The organism is Coleofasciculus sp. FACHB-1120, from assembly GCF_014698845.1.
In the GTDB taxonomy this organism is placed as follows: Bacteria; Cyanobacteriota; Cyanobacteriia; order Cyanobacteriales; family FACHB-T130; genus FACHB-T130.
Genome location: NZ_JACJTV010000025.1, coordinates 1 through 25,479, shown reverse-complemented (window position 1 = coordinate 25,479; position 25,479 = coordinate 1). Strand labels below are relative to the sequence as shown.

Here is a 25,479-nt window from a genome sequence, read left to right as displayed (position 1 = left end):
AGGGTAAGAATGGCGAATCTCTTTTCAATGAAGTTTAGGAGAGGGCCTACAGGTTGAGCTGGTGACATAGGGAAGGAAAATCAATCTAAATTTTCTGAGCAGCCGCTAATACCATTTTGGATTTTGGATTGGGAAAACCTTGCCTGTAAAGGATTTCACGATTTTATCGACGACAATTCCAAAATCCAATGGTATAACTTTTAACATTGAGAGTCCGCAGGTACGATCGCGCTAACTTGAAGACGCGCCTTCAGACTTTGCTCCCCTGATACTTGTCATGTAATCTCTCAGCTTTTGGTGGGTACTGGGCAACAAAGCCACTGCTACTAATCCCAGCGCCGCCCACCATCCTAACTGATAAGCAAACAGAGCAGCGGCAAAAGCACTCCACCATAAGCCAGTCAGTCGATAGTCTGGGTTGCCAATATCCCGCACCAAGTAGAAGTGAATTACAACGTAACTCGCCAGAGTTACTACCTCAGCCCAACCGTATCCGATTAATCCCAGGCGGGGTAAAAGCAAAAATGCTGCTCCCGCAAAAAGAGCCATGTGTACGATGTGAAAGGCTGTAACTTCCCAGTTTCGCCGCAGAACGTAGAGTGCTGAGGAGTGCATATTAAACAGGGAGTTGGTCAGATAGCCCAAGGCGATAAAAGGATAAACTTGCACTACAGGAATCCAGCGATCGCCAAATACTAGCGGAATTAGCCAAGGAGCAACCCAACTAACTCCGACTAACAGCGGGCCCACTGCTAATATCTGTAAACCCATTCCTTCCGTTACAGCTTTTACTAGGCGTTCTTTGTCCCCCTGCAAGCGGGAGAGGGTAGCAATAGAAATTCGCCAGGTTGCAGCTTTGACAAAACCAAGAATCTCGATAATGCGAATGGCTAAAGCCACGTATCCTACCGCTTCCGCCCCGGCGAACCTACCTACTAGCAAGGGGTTGATTAGGGTACGCAGTTGCCACACCCAAATTGATGCGGAGAAGCTCATGCTGTACCCCCACATCTGCTTAACTAAATCCAACTTCCAAGCAAAGCGGGGACGATAGCCTGCACTCCAGTAGAGTAGTGCTAGAGTTTGAACTTGCTGTAGCCACCATCCAGCCACCAACGCCCAAACTCCGGATCCCCGAAAAGCCATCGGAAAGGCTATCACGTAGTAAACTAACTGACCGAGAAGTTCAATTAAAGCGACCCGTTTGTAATCTAGATTGCGCTCTAGCCGAGCCATCGGGACTTGATTGAGGAGAACGACGGGAAGTCCCAGAAACAAGACTTGCGCTACCGGGCGAAACCCTTGGATTTTTACCCAGCTTTCGATTAAAGGAAGCGCCAAAAAAGCTAAAAGCATTCCTGCCAACGCTTGAAATAACAGTAGGGTGAAAGCTTGGTGGTAGACTCCTAGTTCTTCTTCCCCTTCCCGCCGCACCAGATAAACTTCAATGCCTAGCTGACTAAGCATTTGAAGGTACAAAAATATACTAACAGCGGCAGCATAAAGCCCGTAGTTCTCCGGCCCGATGACCTTGGTAACTAGCATCACTCCTGCCAGACTGATGAATACTCCTAGCCCCTGACGTAGTACTAGGTAGATTCCTCCCCGCATGACTTGAGTTTTTAAGCTCATGCTTGTTGTTCCTCAAAGTCGCAAATATTACGGAGAAATCCTTGATGTTCTACCAATGAAGACTTCCAGAAAAAGAGATTTATCGATAGCGATCGCAACTTGGGAGTCTTTAGCGGCGCAAGATTCGGGAAAATCGGTAGAATACTCATCATTTTTTTGAGCAGGTGGCTCAGCTCCAGCACATTTTTCTCCTCAGTTTGCCTTGGTTCATCGCTACTGCATCAGTAGACGGCCTTCTAAGGTCGTCAGCATATTTCATTGAATAAATAGTCAATTGCCACTAATGCTAGTACAGACTGGCAAAAATATCTCAGTAGCAGTTAAAGTGATTGTAATTGGGTGCCAATCTCTTCCTAAGCAAGCAAGTTTAATTTACCACAGACAACTGTGTGGATTTGTGAGAATTTGCCCCCAAAGTTTAAAGCTTTTATAAAGACACTTAATATTTACACATTTGGTATTGAGCGATGGAATGCTTGATAATTTTTCATGAGAACTTCAACTTTATGAAATAGATAACTCAATTATTCTCTGCAAAAGGTCTGTAATCTTACCAGTATTTAGGCAATCATGATATTAAACCTTCTCCATCGAGCTGTGGCTCCTGTGTTTATTGGCATTATGCTTGGGTGTACTGCTAGTAGCAACCAACAGCCGATTGTCGGCGCGGATCTTGTGTCCGTACCGATGGCACCCACTTCCTCCGTCGCTGGGGCAAATGGGTATCGCTGGGCTAACGTGTCGATAGGCGGCGGAGGGTTTGTTACAGGTGTTTATATCCACAACGCACAAAAGGATCTGGTTTATATCAGAACCGACGTTGGTGGCTTTTATCGCTGGAATGCCGAAGATAAAACCTGGATTCCATTAAATGACAGCTTCAAAAGTCAAGAGAAAACATATTACGGGGGAGAAGCGATCGCAACAGATCCCAACAACCCAAATATCGTCTACATGGCAGCCGGTAAATACTCCCAGTGGCAACCCAAAGGGTCAATCTTTAAGTCCACAGATCGAGGAAAAAACTGGACTAAACTAAACCTAGACTTAGGGATGGACAGCAATGACGACCATCGTTGGGCGGGAAAAAGGCTAGCTGTCAATCCAGCCAACTCCAACGTTATTTTCTTTGGTTCGCGGCACGATGGGCTGTGGAAGTCTTCAGATGCAGGCGCGACATGGGCGAAAGTCGCAACTTTATCCCCAACGTTTACCAAAGGCGTTGGCATCTTGGGAATTGTGTTTGACAACCAAGTACCCGGTTTAGTCTATGCGAATGTTTACGGAGACGGCATTTATCAGTCCACTGACACGGGTGTTACGTGGAGCAAAATAGCGGGAAGTCCAGTACAAGCCCAGCGAATGGCTGTTGCTAACAACAGTATTCTGTATGTAACCCACATGGCGGGGGTTAGCAAGTATCAAAACGGGACTTGGAGCAACATCACCCCAGAAAAAAAACCAGTAGCTTTTAATGCCTTGGGCGTTAACCCAAATAATCCCAACGATTTACTGGTAGCCTTGGGTCAATCTACCGCTACTAAAATCTACAGAACCTCAGATGGTGGTGCCACTTGGAAAGAGTTAAAGGCATCGATAAAGCATACGGTTCCTTGGTGGGATGACTCCATGTTTTCCCTGTGGACTTCCGCTATTGAGTTTGACCCAAAAGTGGCAGGGAAAGCATGGTTAACTGACGGGTTCGGAATTTGGCAGACAGACAATATCAACGCCAATCCGGTCGTTTGGACTAACTATGAGCAAGGACATGAAGAGGTCGTCGCTTTTGCGATCGCTGCACCTCCCAAAGGCGCACTCTTGTTGAGTGGGGTAGCCGATGTAGACGGTTTCTATCACAACAATGGGCTTAACGCCTTTCCCGCCAAAAGGTTTGAAGGGATTTCTCTAATCAATAACGCCAATCGCGACACCTATGGCATCGCCTACTCCCAAAGCGATCCCTTGCGCCTCGTCCGCGTTGGCGGTTCGAGGTGGAACTCAACTTATACAGGAGCAACTTCAACAGACGGCGGATTAACCTGGAAGAGGTTTGCCTCATTTCCGGCATCAATGCCGCTGCGCGTAGCGATATCCGCAACTAACCCAAACTTGTTCGTTGTAGCTGTCAGTAAAGCTCCACCCTTACGTACCACTGATGGCGGCGCTTCATGGAGTGCAGTGTCAGGACTACCGAATGGCCCAGAAGGTCCGTGGTATTGGGGTCAGCCCTTGGTGGCGGATAAAGTAGATGGAAATACTTTTTACTATTACAGCGACGGCAAAGTTTACCGCAGCACTGACCAAGGTGCATCCTTTAGCGTTGTCAACTCATCGATTCCCAATATTAAGAGTGACTACTATTCGTATGCGCTGAAAACAGTTCCAGATGCGAAAAATGAAGTCTGGCTCAGCTTAGACTGGGAAGGTTTATTCCACTCCACAGACGGTGGCAAAACGTTCGCTAAGCTGCCTTCAGTAGAAAAGGCGCATTTGTTTACTTTCGGAAAACCGCAGACAGGAAGTACAACTCCGGTGCTTTATTTGTATGGAAAAATTTCTGGTATGGGCGAGGGAATCTTCCGTTCTCTCGACAAAGGCAAAACTTGGATAAGCATCGGTTCTAGCCAAAATCCCATCGGTGGCGAGCCAAATGTGATGGAGGCGAGTTGGCAGAAGTTTGGCTTGGTCTTTATTGGCACCAATGGCAGGGGCATTTACTACGGAACTCCTGACGATTCTAAGGAGCAGGCTGCTTTATCTTCCGCGCCCGTACACGCAATTCGCCCCTGAATACTGGTACCTTATCTGCTAAGTACCAAGGCATTAGCCTTTAACAGAAGACGGTGCTTTCACGACGCTGACACGTTCTGTTAAAGAATGCTTTTGTAGTGCTGTTACTTGTGACAACACTTGCGAGACAAGGGATTCAACCGTCATCAAGACTACGGAAAATGCCAATACTACGAAACCAGCAGCCGTAAAGAGAAACATGACGCTCGTAGCAATTAGTTTCTTGATAAAGGTGTTCATTTTTCTGATGTAGCTTTCTTTACGTCTCCACCATAGGAGATAGTACGTGGCTTTGGCATCAGTGTATTTATTTAATTAATTGTAAGGAACTCCTTGATAAATCCGCAAACCTAGGGAAATCTCCTTAAGTATAATTTTTTACCAGCCATTTCAAGGGTTCGTGGTTAATTTGTCCTAAAAGCTCAGTTTTATAACTGAATGGTGCTAGTACGTACATAGGTAATTTGGTGTAAGCATGGGAGTCGCGCTTATAACATTGGTGAACTGGTAAAACAAATTCCAAGACAAAAAATAGTAGGGGCGTACAGTTATTTGTGCGCCCCTATCCCCTGACAAAAAATATTAAGTTATATTGACAATTTAGATTGAAACTGGAATTGACCGTTTTGAGTCTCGTTTTGGGTCTGGTTTTATTGGAACAAGGGCGGTGAGTGTGCTATACAAGTCCAACGTTTCGCTAGTAATCTGGTTCCAGGTATAGTTTGCTTGCACATAACGCTGGGCGTTTTTAGCCATTACCGCCAATTCCTTCTGGTGATTGATTGCCCATTCCAAGCTGCGGAGGCAGGAATCTACATTTTTCACCTGGAAAAGCATCCCTCGATCTTTGCGGAGCAATTGCTGATGCACGGGAATATCACTACCGAGTACGGGAACACCTTCCTGCATTGCTTCCAACATTGATAGAGGTAATCCCTCCAACTCAGAAGGAAGTACAAACAATCCCGCGCCCCGAAGGATTTCTGCCAGACGGGGACCTCTAAGTTCACCTGTGAATATGATGTTCTTGTTATTCGCCGCCATCTCGGTTATTTCCGAGGTGAACTCATTGGTATCGCTCGTACCGCCCACCATGACGAGTTTCCATCCTTCTTGCTGAAGATTTTGGAAGGCTTTGATGAGTAAGTCGGGGCACTTTTCCGGTACGAGTCTACCTAAAAATAGAATATAGCGTCCCTGTTCTAGACCTAACGAAGTTCCATAGCTAAAAGTAGGGTCTGAATCACCCATATTTGAGGGTGCGTTAGGAATATAAATTGTCTCTTTACCGTAAGTTTCCTTAAAGTATGAGCGCAGTTCCTCTGATACGACGATCATCCCATCAGAGAAGCGGACAGCAGCACGTTCGCCGCGACGGATTAGGTCACTAGAAGCTTTGTTCCATTTGGCACGTTGCCAGTCTAAGCCATGACAGGTAACAACAACTTTTGCCGAGGAAGCAATTTTGGGCATCCAGGTAAAGAGGGCTGGTCCTAAAGCGTGGAAGTGAACGATATCATAACGCTTCGCATTGGAAGCGATCGCTCCCAGCGCCGAACTCAACAGGGCATCCATTCCCTTGATATTCAAGCTGGGGATGGAAACAACCCGCACACCATGAACGTTATAAGCGCTGAGCGAAATATCTCCTGTGTAGGAGGAACGGGCAAACAAATCCACTTCATGACCCTGTTCCACAACCCGTGAATAAATTTCTTCACAGTGATGCTCAATCCCACCCTGTTTGGCAGGCAGCCCTTTTGCTCCGATTACGGCAATTTTCATTTTGGCATTGGCACTTTTCATTGTGAAACCCCGGTAAAGCTTTTTTGATTAATCTGGCTAGTAGACCAATTTCGCTGTTGCCAGCGGCTTAGCATATTGCTGTAGATGTCACCCACGACGGTCTTGGCACCGTAAGGTTTGGCAGCTTGAACGCACGCCTCGATTGGATAATCTCCACCGTTGTGCAGTACCTTCCGCAAGGCATCTGCAACTGCGGCTGGCGATCGCTCTTCGCAGACAACTCCACTTCCAGCAGTGAGTAGATTTGGAGTTTCGCCGCATTGAGTTGTCACTACTGGCGTACCGCTGGCAAGCGCTTCGAGAACGACCATCGGAAGACCTTCATAGGCGCTCGTTAGGACGAAAACACTGCATACGCGCTGCAACTGTGCAAGTTCTGTCTGGGCTAACGCACCCAGCAGCGTTACCTGTTCGGACAATCCAAGGCGGGAAATCTCAGAATTTATCTCCTCTTTTAAGTCCCCATCGCCTGCTATGAGGAGGTGAACAGTTGCATCGTTCAGGGCGGCAATGGAGCGGACTAGCAACAGAGGGTCTTTCTGGGGGTGAAGTCTGCCAGCAAATAGAATAAAGCGCGTATCTTCCGCTAAACCCATCTGCTGTGCAAGTGTGCGCCTACCTTCCTCTCGTTCATCTAAGGTCAATGGGTAGCAGATTTCGTTATCTACTGTGTTTTTGACGTAGGAAATGCGCTCTGCTATCTCTGGGTAATGCTGTTGGTAATGTTGCACCGATTCAGTATTACACGACAAGATTTGAGAAAACTGACTTACAAGATAGCGTTCGATAGCAAAATACGCTGCTGGAAAACGTTGCCATAGAATCGCATTTTTTTTATCCGCAGAATTAATTTGTTTTTGAATATCGTTATGAATAAAAAGAGTCTTTTCTCCTGACCAGTTGCGAGTAAAAAGCGTCGGTTCCAGCCTGTGAAAGTGCATGAAATCCGAACTCAAGTTCCGACCCAAAAGGGCAGCCGTATATTTAATAGTGGTTGGTACTAATTTTTTAAAGTTATCGTTTTCTATAAAAAACAAGGGCATAAAGCGGATCTCTCTGCCTGCCAACTGGGCGTCTCTCCATACTCCTATGGGTTGTGATGGATCGTTCTCCGTTCCTACCAGCCTAATTTCAAACTCGCTGGGAGCATATTTGACAAAGGTACGTATGACTGTTTGAATCCCCCCAATGCTAATGCCACTCGGATTGAACTGGTAGAAGATAGTCAAAACAGGTTTACGCATAACAAGAATACCTATATAGCTAGGTGTACTGGTAATTTTTTGTTGTAACTAAAGATTAATTAAGCAGCCTCTCAGTAGATTTATTTCAGCATGATTGCTTAGCTGACTTGAGAGTCTGAGATTTCCTTCCTTATGATTGCTTAGATTACTGTAAAACCCCACCTAAGTAAATTGAATTTGCCAGATTTTACAGAAAATTCTCAAATTTCCTACTTGACTTCATGGCAACTTTATAATGAGGTGCAAGATGCTAGGAAGCTAAAGAATTTGCTCAATGTTAACACTGCACAATAATTCCTCCCAATCCCGGAAAGCCCTGACCAAGCCATTCCTAAGCTTTTACCAAATCTAATACTACCCTAAAGGAGAACTCGCCACTGCTATTACTACTACCAAAAGTAGGAGTTATAAAATACTCCTTATGGCAGATGTGGGCTGAGTTTCTACGTAAAACCACTTAATTGTATAAATTGTACTTTCTGACTTTACAATTAACTTTTTGAGGCATACTACTATCAGAGATAGGAATTATAAAAAACTTCTTATGGCAGTTGCAGGCTGAGTTTCTACGTAAAACCACTTAATTGTATAAATTGTACTTTCTGACTTTACAATTAACTTTCCGAGGCATCGGACATAAACTGCGAATGAAGTCCGTATTTAAAAGTTCAAAGTGGAATTTGACAGTCACTATACAAAAATACAATTTTATTTAATATTCTTTACTTAAAAAATATTTCTTTACCGATCCGCAGTAGCAGCCTGCAAGAGCGAATTTGCTTACTTTTCCTATCGGGGGAGAGCTATCAACGTAACGGCATTTGAGTAACGGCATTTGAGCAAGTGTATATCAGCGGTCTTCTCTGCCCGGAAAGGGGACTAGCCCCTTTCCCATAACAAAATTCCCCTACCCCGAAAACGGTTAGGAGAAGATGATTTGCCATAAGCGTAGAGAACGTCTCTACAACGGTACGCTTATGGTTGGATCTAGAAGTATCGACGAATGCTTGTTTAAGAGCGATCGCTGTTTTTAGGAGCCTTCGCTGTCAGCATTTTTGGCGTACTGGCATCTTCCTTGTAGTATGCCTTGGCATGGTGGAAATAACTATCAGGTTCGTTTTCCACAATCACACCATTGACGACCAAACCCAAGACCTTCTGACCTGATTGCACCAAAAATTGCTTACAAGCAGCAGCGCTGACAGTATCAACCACGCCTGGGCGAACTACCAATAAAATACCATCGGTCATCTTGCCTACTGCCAGAGCATCTGCCACCAGAACGATTGGAGGCGTATCAAGGATTATAAAATCGTAGTTTTTAGAAAAATTTTCAATTAATCCAGCCATCCGTTTTGAGTCAACAAGAGCCAAAGGATTAGGAGGAATTACGCCCGAAGGAAGCACATCCAGGTTATCCATCACTTCGCGCACCGCCATCTCAAACTCAGCTTGATTAACGATGACATCGCTCAGACCCATTGCATTAGTCAAGTCCCAGATGTGATGCTGCATGGGATGGTGCAGATCCGCATCTATTAATAAAACTCGTCTTCCCAGTTGAGCCATAGCGATAGCCAAGTTGGCACAAACCGTAGACTTGCCTTCCTTAGAAACAGAACTTGTCACCGCAATGACTTTCAGCTCTTGATCTGGACTGAGAAACTTCAAGTTTGCCTGAAGCATTCGGTAAGCTTCACTAATCACCGAATGTGGATTATCTCTAACGGGAAGCTGCGGAACAATTCTTTCTAGCTTCTTACTGCGAAAAGTTACTTTTTTCTTCAAAGAAGGAACCATTCCCAAGACGGTATACTTAAATAACTCTCGTACCTCTTTGGCGGTTTTGATGGTTGGATCTTTCAGGTCTACAAGGAAAGCAGTGATTACATAAAGTAGACTGCCTGCCACAATTCCGGCTGCTAGGATGATTATCTTGCGAGTACCTACGGGCTTTTCTGGAACTGTAGCGGCGGCAATTAAACTAGCGTTACCTACATTTTGATTTTCCGCAATTTGTACCTCTTGAAGATTTTTCAAAAGAATTTGATAGGTAGATTGCGCGGCTTCTACTTGCCGTTGTAAATCCCGCTGACCCTGTTGTAATCTAGGTAAAATGTTAGCTCTTTGTTTGTATGCCGACTGAGCGCGAGATAGAAAACCGACTTGATTCGCCAAACCTAAGCGTTGCACTTCTGCATTGACTAATTCTGCGGTTAGTTTTTGCTCAAGTTCACCAATTTGTAAATTTTCTCCGGACACTTGTTGGTTACTGCCAACAACCTGGTTTACCCGTTGCTGTAGTAAACCTTTTAATGCCGTTCGTTTACTTTCGAGATTAATTATTTTGGGGCTTTCATCCTGAAAGCGGGTACGCTCGACTGTCAGCTCCCCTTCAATTCTTTGGAGTTCTATCAACACTTGCTGAACTGCGGGAGATTGACTAAGCGAGTTTAGTGCCATAGCCCGCTGTGAATTCAGACCTATCTTATTTTGAAAGGCGGCGACTCTAGCACTTGCATCTTCAAGTTCAGCCTGAGTTTGAGCTTTTTTGCTGTCTAGCTCTGCGATCGCTTTTACCGCTGAGCTTCCTTCTTCCTCTAGAGCTACAATGTTATTCTGTTCTTTGAAACTACGCAAAGCGGCTTCTGCTTGACGAACATTCGCTTCAGTCTTGGGTAGCTGCTTCGTAATAAATTCGCGAGCCGCAGCTGCTTGAGCGCGGTTATTCAGTATGTTCTTCTCGCGATACAGAGTCATCACCTTGTTGACTATCTTTGCAGCTTCTTCGGGATCTTTACTTTTAAAGGATATCTGCAAAACATCAGTTCCTTTGATTCCTTTTACCGTAAGCTGTTTTAGGAAATCAATCGTTTTTAGAGGGTCTCCCTTTTGGTCTTTTAGCTTTAGGGATTTTATCGTCTCTTGTATCAGAGGCTCAGAACGGACTATCTCTGCTTCTGTATCTAGAGGCGTGTTTAAGACGTTTAGCGGTTCCAACTGTCCGATTTTTGCTCCTGCCTCTGTGACTAAGGCAGAAGTCGTATTTTGCTTCTTAAACAAAAGCCTCCCTTCGGCTTCGTAGGTAGGCTTTTTTAAGAATGCAAATGCGGTAGCGACTGAAACTGTAAATACAAAGACGGTGGTGGCGGGTAGCCAACGCCGTTTGAGGATAAGCCAGTATTTTTTAAAATCTATATCTTCTGTGTATTGTCTAGTTTCCATAAGAGGCTCGTGTAGGAGAGTGGTAATAAGGTTGTTTTGGAGGCAGGTGTATTAGCCGCTCCCAGAAGCGAGTCCTTGCAGTGTAGACTATTTCCTCGCTTATCAAGAGGCAGCATCTGGTAGTTCTTACTCAGCCGACAATTGTATCCTAACAAGGCTAGTGAAAGTTGGAGTGATTAAAAAAACTGTTAATCAAGCAAAGGATGAGCTTAAAGCTGTATGCCGTAGCATTCGGCTGGCAGCTCTAGATAAGAGGGATTAACAAGAGCTGGCTCTTGAAATTTGTTTTGGTGCTGACGCACAACAGGAGTATGGCAAAGAGTAGAAGTGCGATCGCTTTGGATGAAAGCACCTTAAGCTTACATCTTAAAGCAGGATTAACTGCGCGATCGCTATAGAATGACTCAAAGAATTGATTCGGAAATATTTTAGGTCATATCGGAGACAGTTTTTGGGACGATTACCGGAGTAACTGGAAGATTAATTTGTCACAAATATCTGGGAACATATTTCTGCTTTTTGCGATCGCTCTCAAAATTCTGAGATATCTGTATAAACATACAATTATTCTTTACCCAAAGAGATTACCACCAGCCTTAACAAATAGGACGATTGCCAGGATTCACTGCATGAATATCCTTCCTGCCTGAATGAGACTGTCCCTCAGCTTGAAGATAAATCTCTTACCTTAAAGCTTTCAACCTGTAAAACAGGTTGAAAGCCTTTGCCCGAACTCCCTGAAAAAAGTTGCACCCGGCGTGAGTCAAATTTCCTGACTACGGCTTAATCAAATGTTGCTCAAACTTGCGATAGTTACCAATCAACCTTGCCCGCTCAAAAGGGGGATAAAACAAGATGGTTCCCAAAGGCAAACCAACTGCCAAAACAGCGCCCATCACCAAAGGATTTAGCAACCCAACTTGGAAGCCAATTCCTAAAGTCATGCCTAACGCCATTGCTAATAGCGACACCCCAATCGCCAGATTGGGACTAAATCCTCTTTTCAAACAACTAACGGCTAGACTCTGTGCCCCAAACCCAGCCATAAATACAGCAAAATCTACCGTTTCAAACCCAACCGCCGCCGAATTTGCCGCTCTAAACTGCTCGCCAAAACCTGTCACAAAAAAAGCGACAATTCCCGCCACCAATAAAGCTACCACCGTGTCTATACCCGCAAACTTAACTTTATACTTGGACAGAAGCTTAGCGACAAACACAGCCCCAGCCGCCGCCGTAGCCGCTGCTGCCACACCAAATGCAGCGACAAACAGCGTTACAAACCCAGCCATTACCACACCCATCGCCCCAACTTGGGCAATCGTTCCGCCCCAAGCGATTCCCTCAATCCAAGCCGCTGAAGCAGCAAGTGTCACCAGTAAAGCGAGAGCGATATAAGGTAGTTTTTTGTTCGCAATCGGAACTGGCGCAGTCTGAATCTTAACAGTAATATCGTGAGTTTCTGGCAGAGAATTTGTGTGTAATAACAGATGTCGCTCGTAGGTTTTATCTGCCATCAAACGGCTGGTATTCACATTGATTTTGCACTTTGCCTGATTGTTCTCAAACTTAACGAAATCAAAAGAAATCCAAGTGTGAGTATCTGGTGTATGAGGGGGATCGCTTTCGTGGGGTGCCACTTCCCAATTTCCTTCCAGAAGGGTATCAGGAATCGAGTTTGTAACTGCGATTGTTTGAGTCACCCTTTCACCTAATTTTCTTGCCTTAAATTCCAGGATGGGTTTACTCAGCTTCGCTTCTGGTACGCGAATCACATAAATGGGATTGAGTGCTTCCAACGCGATCGCTGCGTTAGGATAGCGGTCTTTTGGTTTAATTTCCACCATCTTTTGCAACCAGTCAATCCACCGCAGACTGAGTTTGGGAACGAGATGCTTGAAATTAATTCGATAATCATCATCAATTAACTGGCTGATCTCAGCAGATTTGATGCCAGTTAATAAGCAAATCAGCGTTGCTCCCAAACTATATAAATCTGAGGCTTCAGTGAGTTGACGATGGAATAATTGTTCGGGCGGCATGAACCCTAAAGTTCCTTTTGCCACACTGTTCATCGTCACTTCCCCATCCCCAATTCGAGCCAGACCAAAATCAACTAAGAAAACATTGATGTTGCTATCAACCAAGATATTTTCAGGTTTAATATCTCGATGAATAACAGTGGGAATGCGATTTTGCAGATAAACGAGAATTTCTAATAAAGAAACTGCAATTTTCTTTATTTCATCGGGATCGAAGCTACGAGGCACGGCTAAAGACGGTGCTTTTTTATACTCCTGAACCATACAAAATCCATCGGATGTCTGGAAGGAATCCAGGTAGCGGGGGATTCCGGGATGATTCAGCCCCTGTAACACTTGAATTTCACGCTGGTAGGCGTCGTAGTCTGACCAGGTGGCGTTGATTTTAGCAAACTGAAACCTTTTAATGACGGCGGGTTGCCGTGTTTTCAGATTGAGCGCCAGGTAGGTTACTCGACCACCGGCGCGGTTGTGTCCTAATTCTCGGACGACCTGATAACCGTGGCTGGATAAGTCTGGAAAGTTGCTCATGTGTGAGAGAACGAACGCAGGTTGAATGATTTTATGCAACTGCTACGCGAACAGTTACAGTTAGCGGCATCCGCTAGAGCGAGTAGCCGCGCAATCCGGCAAACCAGGGATAGCCGATAAAGAAAGTGGGTGTACGCCTTTTTTGAGACTTCATCTTTCCCCTCTTCCCAGTTGTCCCTTCTCATCCTAGTTCACCAGCTTAGGAGTAGGAATTTCTGTTTTCGCTGTGAAAGTTCATAAAAATAAAGTGGGTGAGCTACACCTAGTTAAGAACTTGATATCTAGGGATTGTAATTATGACACAGCGATCAGAAGCTAATCTGGAGATTCCTAAGGTAGTTAATAATTCGAGAGGTTGCGCTTGTCTAGGTTGGGAGTATCTAGGCTGATTGTTGCGATCGCCTTCTTCCTCCTATCGGCTCTTAGCGCTGCTCCTTGCAGGCATCTGCGCTTTTAGCACTGCTTGCAACTTTGCAAATTCCAGATTCGTCACCATCTGTATCGCCAACATCCCCGTTTGGATTGACCCGAATGGGCGATGAAGACTTGGTTACAGTGTTTATACAGTGAAGTTAGCAACTGAAAAGTGATTTTAATTATGCGTCAGATCCTGGGCACTCTTTCTCTATTGGGGCTTCTACAATGTTTTCCAGCAGTTGTTTCTGCTCAAACACAACCTACTTCAGATGCCCCCTCTGACCCTATCGAACAGGTGATTGCTGCCAAATTAATGACTGCATATCCTGATGGACAGTTTCGTTCAGAACAATTCATCAGTCGTGCAGAACTTGCCTCAATTTTGGTCAAAACTTTTAAGCTTGATAAACGAGCGGGTGCCACCAAACAAGAAGTTATTTCAGTTCAAGATGTACCTTCTTCCCACTGGGCATATAACGACATTCAGACAGTTTTAAAAACTGGCATTATGAAGGGATATCGGGGAGATATGTTTTTCCCCAACCAAAAAATCAATCGCGCTGAAGCTTTATCCATCTTTGCCCAAGCTCACGGTGTATTTCAGTTTCCCAATGACACCGTTGCTAAAATTCTGGCGAAGTATCCAGATTCAGGAAATATACCGGATTGGGCTAAAAAATCGATGGCAACTGCACTTTATGAGGGATTTGCCAATACCGATGAACAAGGTAATCTGAATCCCCTAAATCCGATGACGAGAGGAGATATGGCTTACGCCTTGAGTAAATTTTTGGAACGACAAGAAGCACCCGCACCGATGTTGGAAGAAGATTTACCTTCGCCAGCGAGTTTACCAATCCAGTGAGTTCCAAAAAACCCGTTTTCTTTGAGAAAGCGGGTTTTTTGCTTTTGACGAACGCGAGAAGGCGATTCGCTTGATACACTCGATAAGTTTGGAACGATCAGTTTGGAGCGATCGCTAACCGATGAACGCCACGCCAAATAATCGAGATATGCGGCGGGAATTTGCCAGCCGCGACGATTTAATTACCTATCTGCGCGAACAATTCCCCGCCGCTACCGAACGCGATGACGCGATCGCTACCACCGTAGGAGGACGTAAAGCCGCAGAAGCCTTCTTAAGTCAAGTAAATCCCGCCCGTTACGCCAAAACGCGCAATTCTTTTAGTGGCGCAGTCACGCGCCTTTCGCCCTATCTCCGCTACGGCGTCTTGAGCTTGGCAGAAGTGCGGGATGCTGTGCTGGACAAAGTGGAAAACCGAGATGACGCACAAAAACTCATCAACGAACTCGGCTGGCGCGATTACTGGCAGCGTCTCTATGCCAAACTGGGAAACGACATTTGGGAAGACCAAGAGCCTTACAAGACAGGCTACATAGCCCAAGACTATGCCGAAAAGTTACCGGAAGATGTTGATAAAAGTAGCACCGGCATGGTCTGTATTGATAGTTTTAGCCGCGACTTGCACACCTCTGGCTACCTGCACAACCACGGGAGAATGTGGCTAGCCGCTTACTTAGTTCACTGGCGGCGGATTCGTTGGCAAGTCGGGGCAAGATGGTTTTTGCAACACTTACTGGATGGCGATCCAGCCAGCAATAATCTCTCCTGGCAGTGGGTTGCCAGCACCTTTAGCCAAAAGCCTTATTTCTTTAACCGGGAGAACTTAGAACGCTATACGGATGGCGTCTATTGTCGCCAATGCCCTTTGTACAGTCATTGTGACTTCGAGGGCAGCTACGATGAACTAGAGAAGCGATTGTTTCCTAAAGCTCAAAGCTTCGATCGAAGTGGCGGTAGCAAGAGTTTTCAGCGCGGGAAGAAGCGTCGGTAGTGCGCGAGTTTTGAGTGCGTGAGTTTTGAGTGCGTGAGTCTTGAATTAATGAAACAGCCGATTATTTGGGTGCATGGAGATGTTTTAAGTCCGGAAAATCCCGCCTTGCAAGCCTACCCTGAAAGCCCTGCAATATGGGTTTGGGATGATGCTTTGATTGAAGAGTGGCAGCTGAGTCTCAAGCGAATTACTTTTATTTATGAATGTTTGCTAGAACTTCCAGTAACGATTCGACGCGGGGATGTCGCTGCTGAAGTTATCGCTTGTGCCAAGGAACACAATGCCGATGGAATCGTTACAACAGAAAGTCCTAGCCCCCGTTTTGACCGCATTTGCGACAAAATTGAGGAATCGCTGCCTATCGAAGTGTTACCTGTTGAGCCGTTTGTGAAATACGACGGATATATTGACCTTAAGCGCTTTTCTCGCTACTGGCGCGTTGCCGAACGTTATGTTTTTGATTAGCACTGGGAGACTATTGTGAAGAATACAAGAACTCGGAGTTTGATCGCGATCGCCCTTGTCTCCTCAACTGGCACAGCGGCTTATTCGTGTCCGGCGAACAACCTCCAAGCATCGTTACCCATTCAGCAGCAAGTCGGGGAAGTGGTGTCGCATTTGGTAGGAGTGATGGATACTTCTGCACAAGCGCAAGCCAAACCAAAAGCTCCAAATGTGAGAATGACGACCTGTAAAGTTAGTGTGGCGGATACTAAGAAAAATCCCCAGACAGTTTTTCTCTATCAAGAACAAGCCATGTCTGAGAATCTTGCTAAACCTTACCGGCAGAGATTCTTGAAAATAGCCCCCACTACCGATAATCAAAGCATTGAATCGCAATCCTTTAAACCCCCAACCCCAGAAGCTTTCATTGGGTTGTGCAGTCAGCCAGAAGCCAAGCGGGTTGTGAGATTGAGCGACGTTGGTTCTGCCAAGTGTAGTGTATTCTTGAAACGCGACGGCGATCACTACATTGGCGAGACACCAGAGGCGGGTTGTCCCAGCGACTATAAAGGCGCTGTCAAAGTAACAAACCGAATTGTCTTGCATTCTACGGGAATGGACACTTTAGATCGGGCTTTTGATGCCGCTGGTAATCAAGTTTGGGGATCAAAAGGCGAACCTTATCAGTTTCGATGGGTTAAGCCAAACGCGAGTCGGTGAATTTGCTAGCCATTTTTTGTAATATTCGTTGAACTCGCGATCGCTTCTTCATCCCTGCGGACGCACCACCCGAATCAATTTACCTCTCAAAGTTTTTTCCGTAGAAATAGCCTCATTAATGCGTGTTGCTAACTTCTCTAAGTTTTTATCCGCTGTGCAAACAATGATGCCAGCATGGTCAGGTTGTTGAATGTGTAATCGGATGAAATCGCGCCGATTTTGGGTCAAAACTGCACGATTGTTACTCCCTGCAAAGGCTAACACCTCTGGGTCAGACATTCCGGCATTCCCTGCTTCTTGAACTGTCAAAACATCGTGACCTAAAGTGCGTAACAATTCCACCACTGGCAACGGAACTTGTTCATCAGCATAGAGACTTGCCATCGATTATGCTTCATCTTGCTCTTGCAGTGCTGTTTCAATTTCATCTGGGTGTGCATCAGCATAAGCCCAGACATTCACTAAGTCAGCAGCACTAAGATGGGGATAAAACTTTAGAAGTTCGGCATCGCTTGCACCTTGCTGACGCAAACTCACGAACAGCCAAACTGGAAGGCGAGTTTTCGCAATACAGGCATCACCGCCACACACGGTGGGAGTCTTAGTAATTCCTTGTGAACCGTTACTTAAAGTTTGGGTTAATATCTGTATGGCTTCAGCTTTCTCAACTGAGTTCAAGGCAAGAAGTTGATTTTCTAATTCTTTGATTGTCATAGTTAATATTACTTTTTTATAAAGGAATATCTAATTGAGATTTGAGGGTGTGTCCGCTTGGCTCGCCTCGGACTCATACCTAGTCCAGGCTTCTCAATTTCGGGAATGGATAATAACAATATGTCCTCACTTTCCTGTCGTACTGCGGGAGTCACTTCACACAGTTAAGCAATTGAGGTCATCTCGATAGATTTCATTATCTAGCTTTTAATTCAAATGGGCGAGGCGCTTGTAGATGTGTTGTTAACGAAATTGGTCAAGTAGGTTAAGCGATCGCAATCCCAACTGTTCTGAGCAAGTCAAAGACAACTAGATACCTACCCTCATGTGCCTGGAGTTGAAATCTCAGGTACATGAGGGAATCAGATGGCGATCGCATCCCTTCAGCCAACCACGCGATCGCTCTCGCTCAGTCTGAAGCTTCCTCTAGTTGCAATTTTGGTTCAAAATTTTAGAATGCGATCGCTGCTGAGTTCAACGCCCATTGTCCTGGCAGCAGCAATGCACATTTCCTTACTTCGGGATTAAGCAGCAGAGAGGTCAGCCACTACTGTTACCCGTCCTTTGAGTACAGAACGCAGCAGTCTGTTGACGCAACCTCTTTCTTCTTCATCCAAGGACTCATCCAGAGCAGCTGCCATCAGTCCATAACGGTCAGCCAGAGTCAGAATACCAGTTTCGCTGACAGAGGCTAGGATTTCAGAGATAGCACCGGGGAGCAGTTGGATTTGGGGAAGCATGGTTGTTGGGCGTCAACTCTACGATATTTAATATCTCACCCCTTTCCGTCCCGCCGAGCGATCGCTTCGATGAGTAACGTGTGAAAATTCTCAGCCTTTCGAGTGATCTGAATTACATAGGCACTCAACGCACAAGCGGCTCAAGCGCGATCGCATCTCTCAACCAGATACGCGATCGCATTCTCTCAGCTTCTTTCCAAAAAGATAAAACCGATGGACAAACAAGAAAGCAACTTCACCGGCTGGACGCATATCAGCTATGAAAAAATACCGGAAAACCCGAATAATTGGAAGTTGGCAGAATCAGATTTTCGCGCTTTTAAGAAAACTGCCTGGGTGGTAACTGAAAAAATTCACGGAGCTAATTTTTGTATAATCACTGATGGCTCGGAAGTTCGCTTTGCCAAAAGAAAAGAGTTCTTGCAGCCAGATGAAGACTTTTTTGGGCATCAATCCCTTCAAATTAAATTAGCTCAACAAGTTAAAGATATTTTCCAGAATCTCCAGGCTGAACGTCCTCAAACGTTTATAGTTTCTGTATATGGGGAATTATTTGGTGGAGAATATCCGCATCCAGATGTGCCCGTTACTCCTAACGTGCAGGCTGTCCAAACAGGCATCTATTATTCACCTAAAATCGAGTTTTGTGCTTTTGATATTGCTGTTGAAGAGAATAGCAAAGCTGCAAAGCGAGATTATATCGATTATGACAAAGCGCTAAAAATATTTCAGCAAGTAGAAATGCTGTCTGCAAAACCGCTATTTATCGGAAAATATGAACAAGCAGTTGCACAGAATATAGAGTTTGAATCTACCATTCCTGCCTTATTAGGTTTACCAAAATTGCCGTTTAGCAATAAGGCGGAAGGCATTGTCATTAAACCTGTAAAGTCAATCTATATAGATACGCCCAAGGGAAGAGTTAGACCTGTCTTGAAGAGAAAAATTCCAGAGTTTGCTGAAGAAAACCGATATCATCAGGCAGAGAAATGGACTAGCCAAAAATCAGCAACAGCTACTAACTCTTTTGGTGATGAAAGATGGTTGAAAGAGGCGGTGCTTGCGCTAGTTACAGAAAATCGATTGATTAATACTATGTCGAAAGTAGGGCGGGTTTCTGGGGAAGACACAAAAAAGCTGGAGAAAGTTTTTCAATTGTTCGTAAATGACGTGTTGGAAGCATTTAATGAATCCTATGAAAGCATTTTAAAAACCTTACCAAAAAAAAGTCAGCAAACTCTAATCGAGCAAGTGGAGCAGGAATCAAAAAAATTGATGAGTAATTACTTCAAACAATAATTATGTAGAAAAAGATTTAGGGCGAGCCGTAATTAACCAATACTCGTGCAACTAAGGACGCGATCGCACTCTAGTCTTCAATGACTACCCTGGAATTAGAGTTCCCACCTTGTTGACATGAAATCGATACGTTTCTTGCTGCTTCTGCTCATCCTGACTACAGCCGCCGCCTGTGGCTCAACTCAGGCATCCCTCGACACCCAGACAACCCAACCAACCGAACAACCGACAGAAACTCCGGCACAGCCGAACCAACAGCTTTCCCAAGCGACACAAACCAACAACGTGGTGCGAACCGAACCACTCACACCCCAACCGATTCGCATCACCCTCAATAACTTACCCAAACCCTACGCCAGCGACAGTGCCTCCAATTCGCCCAACGTAGTGCCCATCCCGCAAAACCCCACCCTGCGCGTCCCGGCTGGCTTCGTCGTCAACGTCTTTGCCGATGGATTAGATGCACCCCGCTGGCTGGCACTCACCCCTAACGGCGATGTATTAGTCACCGAAACTCGACAAAACCAGATTCGCTTGCTGCGCGACACCAACGGCGATGGCGTCGCTGATGTCCGCCAAACCTTCGCCAGTTCCCAAAATGGGGTAAATATCCCCTTTGGTATGACCTTTGCGGGCGGATACTTCTTCCTCGCCAACACAGGCGAAGTTCGGCGGTATCCCTACACGCAAGGACAACAACAACTCACCGGAACCGGCGAAAAAATCGCTGAATTAACCCCCGGTGGCTACAACCAGCACTGGACACGCAATGTCGTTGCCTCACCCGATGGGCAAAAGCTCTACGTCTCAATTGGGTCGGCATCCAACGCTTCCGAAGAACCCATCCCTCGCGCCTCTGTACAGATGATGAACCTAGACGGTTCCAATCAGCAAACTTTTGCTTCCGGTTTACGCAACCCAGTCGGACTCGACTTTCACCCCACCACTGGCGAACTTTATACCGCAGTGAATGAACGAGACGGGCTGGGCGACGACCTGGTACCCGACTATCTAACCCGCATTCAACAGGGAGAATTCTATGGCTGGCCCTACTCCTACCTGGCACCAAATCTCCTTGACCCGCGTCATCTGGTCAACGGAAAGAGCAAACGTCCCGACCTGGTAGCGAAAACAAAGACGCCCGACGTTCTTTTCCAAGCCCACTCCGCTGCTTTGGGATTGCAGTTTTATGACGGTAATACCTTTCCAGAAAAATATCGCAATGGCGCTTTTGTCGCCTTTCGCGGTTCCTGGAACCGTAACCAAGGCACCGGCTACAAAATTGTCTTTGCCCCCTTCTCTAACGGGCGTCCTCAGGGCTACTATGAAGACTTTCTCACTGGGTTCCTGCTTAACCCCTCTGTCCCAACCACCTGGGGGCGTCCGGTGGGGTTACTCGTGCTACCCGATGGGAGTTTGCTGCTGACGGAAGAAGCCAATAACCGGATTTACCGCATCCAGTATCGTGGCTCTTGAGTAGTTGTTAATCGCGGCTCAAAGAACTGCCCCATGCGCCCAAAACCAGTTAATCAATTCGCTGTCCTTAAGCCCGCCTTCGCGGGCTTGGTTTGTTTAACCGCGACTTCAGTCGTCGGAGTGTTAACGCTTGGCTTACCAACCCCAGCCCAAGCAGCAAACTCCAAAGACGTGCAAAAGTTACTGACGCTGAAAACTTGCCCTGGATGTGACCTAAAAGATGCCCAACTCAGGGGGATTAATCTCAGAAACGCCGACTTGAAGAATGCCCAGCTTGACGGTGCGGATTTAACGGCTGCTGACCTTTCGGGCGCTAAGCTTGAGGGTGCCCAGCTCAACGGTGCCAAACTAACTGCCGCAAATTTGGAAAAGGCGAACTTGAGACAGGCAAAATTGGCGGCGGCAAATAAAATTGTTGCTGATTTAACAGACGCTAAATTGCGAGGGGCAAACTTATATGCCGCGAACCTCACGGGCGCTAAGCTAGAGCGTGCCCAGCTAGCCCAAACTCAACTAAATTTTGCTCAGTTAGTCGGTGCAAATCTCGGACAAGCTAATTTGATAGAAGCGAATCTTTCGGGTGCCAATTTAGGCGGGGCAAACCTAAAAGATGCTCAGATGCAAATTGTTAACTTAGCCGGTGCCAATCTTACAGGTGCCAAGTTGAATAATGCCCAGTTAGAGACTGCCAATATGGATAGTGTCAACTTGAGCAATGCTGATTTGAGTCAGGCTTCTTTGAATAATGCTGACTTAAATGGTGGAATTCTCACGGGTGCCAATCTGCAAAAAGGGTCGCTGACAGCAGCGAATTTGCAAAGTGCTACGCTCACGGGTGCCAATTTGACGGGTGCCAATTTGACGGGTGCTGGTTTCAATCGTGCCAATTTGACGGGTGCTAAATTCAACGATGCTGATTTAACCAATGCCAAATTGCCGCTTGCCAACCTCACCAACGCTAATTTAGCGGGTGCTAACCTCCTGGATGCTTATCTGGATAGTGCCAATCTCAGCGGTGCGAATCTCAGCGGTGTAAACTTACGCGGGGCGAATTTGCGGTCAGCCAATTTAAGCGGTGCGTCGATGATGGGTACCAATCTAGAAAGTGCCAATCTGACGAATGCTATTTTGACAGGAGCCAATTTGAGTTACACCAATTTCACCAGTGCCGATCTCAGGGGTGCCAATTTAGGAAATACTAATCTGAGTTATGCCAACTTGACTCAAACAGATTTGGGTCAAGCGAGCTTAGCGAATGCCAACCTAACGGGTACTAACTGGAAGGATGCTAAGCTCAAAGGTGTCATTGGATTGAAGGGATATTGAGCGATCGCATTCTCTCCCCATTGACTCTTTTGTTCCGATCGTGTGCATTCTATAAGCGATCGCGCATGGCTACCAAGCGAGCAGAGAGCGTCTTGGCAGTTCAATCAATACTCATCTCCTCAGTTGGCTACCCTCCCATGAAACCAGGAATCCTCGCGACCGCCCTGTTGATGCCTATCTGCTTTGCAGTGTCGGTCAAAGCAGAGAATCCAGAACACGTTCAGAGATTATTAATTTATAAAGAATGCCAATTTTGTGACTTGAGCAATGTGAACTTGACCGGGTATGACCTCAGCGGTGCCAAGTTGAAGGGTGCCAATCTACTCAATGCCAATCTCACCAGTGTCGTGCTAGCTGGAGCCGATCTTACAGCAGCCACCTTGGAGAAGGCGAATTTGAACAATGCGGTTCTCAATGGCGCGAACCTTAGCGGTACGAAGATGCGGTTTGCAAACTTGCAGTATGCGAGTCTACAAGGAGTCAAAGCAAAGGAAGCATTTGACGTGACAGGTGCCGATCTCACCGGGACAATCATGCCTTCCGGTCTAGTTTACAAGCCGCTTGCTGAGGCACAAAAGAAACCGGCACCTGAGACCGGGCAACCCCTCAACCCAGACCGCAGCGAACCGATAAACCCGTAAAATCAATAAGCTTTTTAGTATAATACCCACACAGTAGAGAGGGGAATCCGCTCCAAAGCCCTAATAGGAGTTGGAACAAATGTGATAGTATCCCTTTGCTTTCCTGTTACACGCAGTCCTCTTCTGCTCTCCCTGAATTTTGCCCCATGCAACTGCGAAATCCCCAGCGCCGGACAAAAATTGTCGCTACGATTGGCCCTGCTACCAGTAGTCCAGAGGTCTTACGGGCTTTAATTGAAGCGGGTGCGACGACCCTGCGCCTCAACTTTTCTCATGGAACTCATGAAGACCATCAGCGTAGCATTCGCTTGATACGCCAGACGGCTTTTGAACTGAATCAGCCGGTGGGCATTTTGCAAGACTTGCAAGGCCCGAAAATTCGTTTGGGACGGTTTGAAACGGGGTCTATCGTCCTGAATAAGGGCGATCGCTTTATTCTAACCAGTCACCTCGTCCCAGGCACCCAAGAAATTAGCTCTGTCACCTACGAACCTCTAGCAGATGAAGTCCCGGCTGGGGCAGTGATTCTCTTGGACGATGGCAAAGTGGAAATGCGGGTGGAGCAGGTAGACCGCACGGCGCGGGAATTGCACTGTCGCGTTGTCGTCGGCGGCCCACTTTCTAATAACAAAGGAGTGAATTTCCCCGGCGTCTATCTGTCAATCAAGGCGATGACTGACAAAGACCGTAAAGACTTGATGTTTGGTCTTGACCAAGGCGTTGACTGGGTAGCGCTGAGCTTTGTCCGCAACCCCCAGGATGTACTGGAAATTAAAGAGCTGATTTCTAGTGCTGGTAAGCAAGTGCCAGTGGTTGTCAAGATTGAAAAGCACGAAGCCATCGACCAAATGGAAGCCATTCTCTCGCTCAGCGATGGTGTCATGGTAGCTCGTGGTGACTTGGGCGTTGAATTGCCTGCGGAAGATGTCCCAATCCTGCAAAAGCGGTTGATTGCCACAGCGAATCAACTGGGGATTCCGGTGATTACGGCAACTCAGATGTTGGACAGCATGGTGAACAATCCCCGTCCCACCCGTGCTGAAATTTCCGATGTCGCCAATGCAATTTTGGACGGAACCGACGCCGTGATGCTCTCCAACGAGACAGCGGTGGGTAAATACGCCGTCGAAGCGGTGGAGACGATGGCGCGAATTGCCGTGCGGATTGAGCAAGAACAAATCGCCCGTAACGTCCGGGGCACCACGCGCTCGATCACGAATGCCATTAGTCAGGCGGTTGGTCAAATTTCCGAGCAGCTAGGCGCAGCAGCGATTATGTCGTTGACTAAAAGCGGTGCCACTGCCCGAAATGTTTCTAAGTTTCGACCCTCTACGCCCGTTCTGGCAGTGACTCCCCATGTGGATGTGGCGCGGCAGTTGCAGATGGTGTGGGGCGTGAAGCCACTTCTGGTGCTGGATTTACCTTCTGCGGGTCAGACGTTCCAAGCAGCAATCAACGTGGCGCTGGAGAAACATCTACTGGCTGAAGGAGATTTGGTGGTAATGACTGCCGGGACGCTCCAAGGCATCTCTGGTTCAACCGACCTGATTAAAGTTGAGGTGGTGACATCCGTTCTCGGTAAGGGAATTGGGATTGGTCAGGGATCGGTGAGCGGTCGAGCGCGAGTAGCTCGCACTGCTAGAGAGGTAGGAAATTTCAATCATGGGGAAATTTTGGTAGTACCCGGCACAAATGCCGATTATGTGGAAGCAATTCGCAAGGCATCTGGGATTATTACAGAGGATGAAAGCCTAACCAGTCATGCAGCTGTGATTGGCTTACGCCTTGGGGTGCCGGTCATTGTGGGCGTCAAGAAGGCGACGGAAATGATTCGGGATGGGGCAATTTTGACGCTAGATATGCAACGGGGTCTGGTTTACTCGGGGGCGATGGCAGGGACTTCTCCGACGACTCCGGCACTGCCAGTTTAAGTGCGATCCCGTCTGTTTATCTTTCATAAGCGATCGCGCTTTCCCCCAAACCCTCACAATGAGGTAAAGAAAGCAAGGATTTAATTTTTACTACACCAGACAACAAAAAACATGACCTCCAGCCCCCTTGGCCTCTCTCTTCCCGCTCCGATTAGGAGCGGGAAGAAGGAATTTTTTATCTGGAAGGGATCTTTCCCCCCGTCCCTTGTACTACCGTGTACACACATCTCGTACAGGATGCGAAACGCTCTCCGATCCCCCTAAATCCCCCTTGAAAAGCAGGGTGGTTTCATGTTAGCCAGAGAAAAACCTGGTGAACCTGATTGGCGAGAGCGCGGATACAATCGGGAACAGTACGGCAGCCTAAACGACGAGCTAAAGTAATCACAAACCAATTAAAGATTGCCCAACTAATCGGGGCATATCCCCCTCGACGAGGAGGGTAATCTTTTTGGAGCGTGACATCCTTAATAGGACTTAAACAGATTTTAAGCCCAGATAAAGCCCAAAGCAGCTTTGTAAGCCAAAAATACGTCCTAGTTGTGGTTCAGCCATTCTACAAAACGGAAAGACATCGCTGTCCGAAATGCCTCTAAAGCCTCGATAAAGATGTTTAAAGATTTGTTAGCCCAACGCCTTCTTAAT

At 46.5% G+C, this 25,479-nt stretch carries 22 protein-coding genes; 12 read left to right on the top strand and 10 right to left on the bottom strand.

Going from position 1 to position 25,479, the window contains the following annotated elements:
* Nucleotides 1-231: 231 nt before the first annotated feature.
* Both H6H02_RS19525 and H6H02_RS19520 read right to left on the bottom strand, forming a co-directional pair.
* Nucleotides 232-1,632: an oligosaccharide flippase family protein gene (locus tag H6H02_RS19525; protein WP_190820813.1), complete on the bottom strand. Its 1,401-nt coding sequence runs from the start codon at nt 1,630-1,632 to the stop codon at nt 232-234.
* The gene (locus tag H6H02_RS19520) at nt 1,629-1,814 is read right to left on the bottom strand and encodes a hypothetical protein (RefSeq protein WP_190820812.1); all 186 of its coding nucleotides are present in this window, start codon (nt 1,812-1,814) and stop codon (nt 1,629-1,631) included. Before H6H02_RS19520 ends, H6H02_RS19525 begins: the two co-directional genes overlap by 4 nt.
* A gap of 388 nt (nt 1,815-2,202) precedes the next feature.
* On the opposite strand from H6H02_RS19520, the gene H6H02_RS19515 reads away from it, so the two are divergent.
* Entirely contained in the window at nt 2,203-4,422 is a 2,220-nt protein-coding gene (locus tag H6H02_RS19515; protein WP_190820810.1) for a hypothetical protein, read from the top strand.
* A gap of 33 nt (nt 4,423-4,455) precedes the next feature.
* On the opposite strand, the gene H6H02_RS19510 is transcribed toward H6H02_RS19515, so the two are convergent.
* From H6H02_RS19510 to H6H02_RS19495, 4 genes are all read right to left on the bottom strand, one after another.
* On the bottom strand, nt 4,456-4,623 hold the full coding sequence (locus tag H6H02_RS19510; protein ID WP_190820808.1) for a hypothetical protein: 168 nt from the start codon (nt 4,621-4,623) through the stop codon (nt 4,456-4,458).
* A 399-nt stretch (nt 4,624-5,022) separates the two neighbouring features.
* The gene (locus tag H6H02_RS19505; protein WP_190820895.1) at nt 5,023-6,207 is read right to left on the bottom strand and encodes a glycosyltransferase family 4 protein; all 1,185 of its coding nucleotides are present in this window, start codon (nt 6,205-6,207) and stop codon (nt 5,023-5,025) included.
* 17 nt (nt 6,208-6,224) lie between these two features.
* A complete protein-coding gene (locus tag H6H02_RS19500) occupies nt 6,225-7,472 on the bottom strand; it encodes a glycosyltransferase family 4 protein (RefSeq protein ID WP_190820805.1) in 1,248 nt (415 codons plus the stop codon).
* 1,011 nt (nt 7,473-8,483) lie between these two features.
* Nucleotides 8,484-10,697, bottom strand: a complete 2,214-nt coding sequence (locus tag H6H02_RS19495; protein WP_190820803.1) for a polysaccharide biosynthesis tyrosine autokinase — start codon at nt 10,695-10,697, stop codon at nt 8,484-8,486.
* Between the two features lie 275 nt (nt 10,698-10,972).
* Between H6H02_RS19495 and H6H02_RS27735 the strand changes: the two genes are divergently transcribed.
* Nucleotides 10,973-11,095, top strand: coding sequence for a hypothetical protein (locus tag H6H02_RS27735; RefSeq protein WP_277922578.1), 123 nt, complete (start codon nt 10,973-10,975; stop codon nt 11,093-11,095).
* A gap of 378 nt (nt 11,096-11,473) precedes the next feature.
* Here H6H02_RS27735 and H6H02_RS19490 read toward each other — a convergent pair whose 3' ends face one another.
* A complete protein-coding gene (locus H6H02_RS19490) occupies nt 11,474-13,270 on the bottom strand; it encodes a serine/threonine-protein kinase (RefSeq protein ID WP_190820801.1) in 1,797 nt (598 codons plus the stop codon).
* 598 nt (nt 13,271-13,868) lie between these two features.
* Between H6H02_RS19490 and H6H02_RS19485 the strand changes: the two genes are divergently transcribed.
* The 4 genes from H6H02_RS19485 to H6H02_RS19470 all read left to right on the top strand — a co-directional run bounded on the left by H6H02_RS19485 (nt 13,869) and on the right by H6H02_RS19470 (nt 16,707).
* Nucleotides 13,869-14,552: an S-layer homology domain-containing protein gene (locus H6H02_RS19485; protein WP_190820798.1), complete on the top strand. Its 684-nt coding sequence runs from the start codon at nt 13,869-13,871 to the stop codon at nt 14,550-14,552.
* A 148-nt stretch (nt 14,553-14,700) separates the two neighbouring features.
* Nucleotides 14,701-15,543 (top strand): FAD-binding domain-containing protein, encoded by an 843-nt coding sequence (locus H6H02_RS19480; protein ID WP_190820893.1) that lies wholly within the window; start codon nt 14,701-14,703, stop codon nt 15,541-15,543.
* A 48-nt stretch (nt 15,544-15,591) separates the two neighbouring features.
* Entirely contained in the window at nt 15,592-16,008 is a 417-nt protein-coding gene (locus H6H02_RS19475; protein ID WP_190820796.1) for a hypothetical protein, read from the top strand.
* A gap of 15 nt (nt 16,009-16,023) precedes the next feature.
* Nucleotides 16,024-16,707, top strand: a complete 684-nt coding sequence (locus tag H6H02_RS19470; RefSeq protein ID WP_199329359.1) for a chromophore lyase CpcT/CpeT — start codon at nt 16,024-16,026, stop codon at nt 16,705-16,707.
* A gap of 48 nt (nt 16,708-16,755) precedes the next feature.
* On the opposite strand, the gene H6H02_RS19465 is transcribed toward H6H02_RS19470, so the two are convergent.
* Both H6H02_RS19465 and H6H02_RS19460 read right to left on the bottom strand, forming a co-directional pair.
* Entirely contained in the window at nt 16,756-17,091 is a 336-nt protein-coding gene (locus H6H02_RS19465) for a DUF5615 family PIN-like protein (RefSeq protein WP_190820794.1), read from the bottom strand.
* A gap of 3 nt (nt 17,092-17,094) precedes the next feature.
* Nucleotides 17,095-17,421 (bottom strand): DUF433 domain-containing protein, encoded by a 327-nt coding sequence (locus H6H02_RS19460; protein ID WP_190820792.1) that lies wholly within the window; start codon nt 17,419-17,421, stop codon nt 17,095-17,097.
* 366 nt (nt 17,422-17,787) lie between these two features.
* Here H6H02_RS19460 and H6H02_RS19455 point away from each other — a divergent pair, with 366 nt between their 5' ends.
* Nucleotides 17,788-17,949 carry a hypothetical protein gene (locus tag H6H02_RS19455; RefSeq protein ID WP_190820790.1) on the top strand — a complete coding sequence of 54 codons (162 nt, stop codon included), beginning with the start codon at nt 17,788-17,790 and terminating at the stop codon, nt 17,947-17,949.
* Here the strand turns inward: H6H02_RS19455 and H6H02_RS19450 are convergent.
* Complete coding sequence (locus H6H02_RS19450; protein WP_190820788.1) at nt 17,946-18,161, bottom strand: hypothetical protein; 216 nt, start codon at nt 18,159-18,161, stop codon at nt 17,946-17,948. The genes H6H02_RS19455 and H6H02_RS19450 overlap by 4 nt on opposite strands.
* A gap of 213 nt (nt 18,162-18,374) precedes the next feature.
* On the opposite strand from H6H02_RS19450, the gene H6H02_RS19445 reads away from it, so the two are divergent.
* The 5 genes from H6H02_RS19445 to pyk all read left to right on the top strand — a co-directional run bounded on the left by H6H02_RS19445 (nt 18,375) and on the right by pyk (nt 24,834).
* Nucleotides 18,375-19,460 carry an RNA ligase family protein gene (locus H6H02_RS19445; RefSeq protein ID WP_190820786.1) on the top strand — a complete coding sequence of 362 codons (1,086 nt, stop codon included), beginning with the start codon at nt 18,375-18,377 and terminating at the stop codon, nt 19,458-19,460.
* A gap of 117 nt (nt 19,461-19,577) precedes the next feature.
* Complete coding sequence (locus H6H02_RS19440) at nt 19,578-20,936, top strand: sorbosone dehydrogenase family protein (RefSeq protein WP_190820784.1); 1,359 nt, start codon at nt 19,578-19,580, stop codon at nt 20,934-20,936.
* Between the two features lie 33 nt (nt 20,937-20,969).
* The gene (locus H6H02_RS19435; protein WP_190820783.1) at nt 20,970-22,262 is read left to right on the top strand and encodes a pentapeptide repeat-containing protein; all 1,293 of its coding nucleotides are present in this window, start codon (nt 20,970-20,972) and stop codon (nt 22,260-22,262) included.
* A 65-nt stretch (nt 22,263-22,327) separates the two neighbouring features.
* Nucleotides 22,328-22,903 (top strand): pentapeptide repeat-containing protein, encoded by a 576-nt coding sequence (locus H6H02_RS19430; protein WP_190820782.1) that lies wholly within the window; start codon nt 22,328-22,330, stop codon nt 22,901-22,903.
* 146 nt (nt 22,904-23,049) lie between these two features.
* A complete protein-coding gene (pyk, locus tag H6H02_RS19425) occupies nt 23,050-24,834 on the top strand; it encodes a pyruvate kinase (protein WP_190820781.1) in 1,785 nt (594 codons plus the stop codon).
* The last annotated feature ends 645 nt before the right edge of the window (nt 24,835-25,479 follow it).